The organism is Vibrio sp. V39_P1S14PM300 (genome assembly GCF_009904765.1).
GTDB lineage: Bacteria > Pseudomonadota > Gammaproteobacteria > Enterobacterales > Vibrionaceae > Vibrio > Vibrio proteolyticus.
On record NZ_WXWP01000366.1, the window covers coordinates 1 to 2,308 of the forward strand.

The 2,308-nt window shown below is 50.4% G+C and carries 2 protein-coding genes; both read left to right on the forward strand.

Annotated features, from left to right (window positions below; translation table 11 throughout):
• The coding region (locus tag CAG65_RS19185; protein ID WP_272926127.1) for an ImcF-related family protein at positions 1-1,426 on the forward strand (1,426 nt) is incomplete at its 5' end.
• The gene (locus CAG65_RS19190; RefSeq protein ID WP_161454659.1) at positions 1,423-2,223 is read left to right on the forward strand and encodes a protein kinase domain-containing protein; all 801 of its coding nucleotides are present in this window, start codon (positions 1,423-1,425) and stop codon (positions 2,221-2,223) included. The genes CAG65_RS19185 and CAG65_RS19190, both read left to right, overlap by 4 nt.
• The last annotated feature ends 85 nt before the right edge of the window (positions 2,224-2,308 follow it).

Below are 2,308 nucleotides of genomic sequence, written 5' to 3' on the forward strand. Positions count from 1 at the left end.
GGACTATGTAGGCTACATGGTGCCCTACCTGTATACGCCTGCTGGATTTAATGAATTGGACTTGTCGGTAACATCACCAATCATCAAAGATGCGTTGCAGGCGTACGAAGGAGTTGCAGGCAATACGCCCAGTGCCGCCGAACTTTATCGCATCAGTCGGGATCTCAAGCTCAAGTATCAAAACGATTACATCAATTACTGGCGCAACTTTACCCGTCAGATAGAGCTGGTGCCGATCACCAACGCTGAAGAGCTCAATCGCACACTGACTTTACTGTCCGATGCGTCAGACAACCCACTCAGCAACCTGTACACACTGATCAACAAATACACCTCCGTCGAGCTGAGTGTTCCGGCCCCCAAAGACGGCAAAGACAACGTGCAACCAGAGCTGAATATTGATGCGGATAAAAAAGAGTCAGCTCGCCAGATCACGTTGAGTTTTCAGGCTTACCATGATTTGCTGACCACCAACGAACAAAACCAGAAACCACTCGACATGGTGATGGCCGATTTAGCCTCAGCCCAAACCTGGTTGAAACAGTTTTATCAGAGTAAAGAGCCACAAAAGCTGGCGTTCCAAACACTTGCAGCCTCACTGAAAGCCGACAATCCAATCACGATATTAGCCTCTGCGTCACCAAGCTCAGACACTCTGTTGCAAAGCCTGTTGAGCCGGATAACGAAACAGAGCAATGACATGGTGATGTCATTGGCCCATGACTACCTCAATACGACGTGGCGCGAACAAGTGTTTCAGCCTTATCAACAGACACTGGCCGCATTTTATCCCTTTGATACGCAATCCGACAGCGATGCCAGTATCGCTGACGTTAAAGCCTTTTTTATGACCAACGGCACCCTGGACACTTATCACAACGCTATGCTCAAAACCTTCACTGCTTCGACTCCCGATAGCAGCCCATACTTACCGGGTTTACTGCCCGACAGCGGACTGGCACTCGACCCTCAGGTATGGCAAATGCTGAGCAAAGCTAAGGACATTCGCCAGGCGCTGTTCATCAATGACCCCACCAAGGTTTCTGTGCAATTCCAAGTGAAAGCGGTCGCCATGTCATCCGATTTAACCGAGTTCTCTATTTCCTCAGAAAAACCGCTGTTCACCTACCGTCATGGCCCGGCGTTGTGGACTCAGTACAATTGGCTGGGCGATGCCCAGACAGAAGATAAACTGGACGTCGCACTCAAAGCTCAGAGTGCGTACGTAGCGAAAGCGAATTACGCTGGCAACTGGAACTGGTTCCGGCTGATTGAGCCCAGAGTCACCAACACCAGCGCACAAAACACACAAATTGAGTTCGATTACGGCGACAGCAGCGTAAAACTGGCCATCAAAACGCAAGGTCAAAACAACCCGTTTGTCCCCGGCTTTTTCTCCGCATTTTCGTTGCCCGGTAGTTTATGACGACAGCGAAACCCTGCGCTGCTGCGTGGATAACAAATGAAGGGATTCGGCCTCTGTTGCACCACCTCGGCTGTACTCTGATTAAACCAATTAACCCACACGTCGCCCATGTCCGCAGGAGTAGCGGGGGCGACGCGATACTCAAAACGGCCCGCTTTACGCATCAACGTCAGGCGCTGATGAATGAGGCAAGGTTTCTAAAAAATCACGCCGCAAACCACTGGCCAGAGTATCTCGATTACGCTCGTTTTCGAGAAATGGACTACCTTTTGTGTAAACGTTTGCCCGGTATGACGCTCAACCGGTATCAACCCAACCGTTCTGACGACTGGCTGAGTATGCTCGGGGCTTTCGAATCCATCTTGCATCAACTGCATCTGTCTGGATTTATCCATGCCGACATCAAACCCGCTAACCTTCTCTTCGATCCTCATACCCGGCGTGCCAGCCTCATCGATTTCGGTTGTGTCATTGAGGTATCTCACCCAATATCCATGAATTCTGTGCGCGAACTGACGCCGCTTTATGCCAGCGCCGAGCAACTCAGAGGCATGCCACTGACACCGACAAGTGACTGGGTCGCACTCGCATTGACCTTTGCCACCTTGATGCATCAGCATCCCTTCCGCGGCCGCACGATTTATCAAGCGGCGGCTGAGGGATGGAAACCAGATCCCCCTCTTCTCCCAAGCCGCTACCATCAACTCTTAGTCAACCAGTTGAGAAATATCCGGCAGGAATCTGAACATGGTCGAACAACCCGCCGTGAACAAAATGAACAAAATGCATCAATATGACCAATATTCTTTTTATCTTCGCTTTAGAGACAAAGCGTTAACACGTTCGTAACCTTAGTCTATCTTTTTGCACACACTCCTGCGC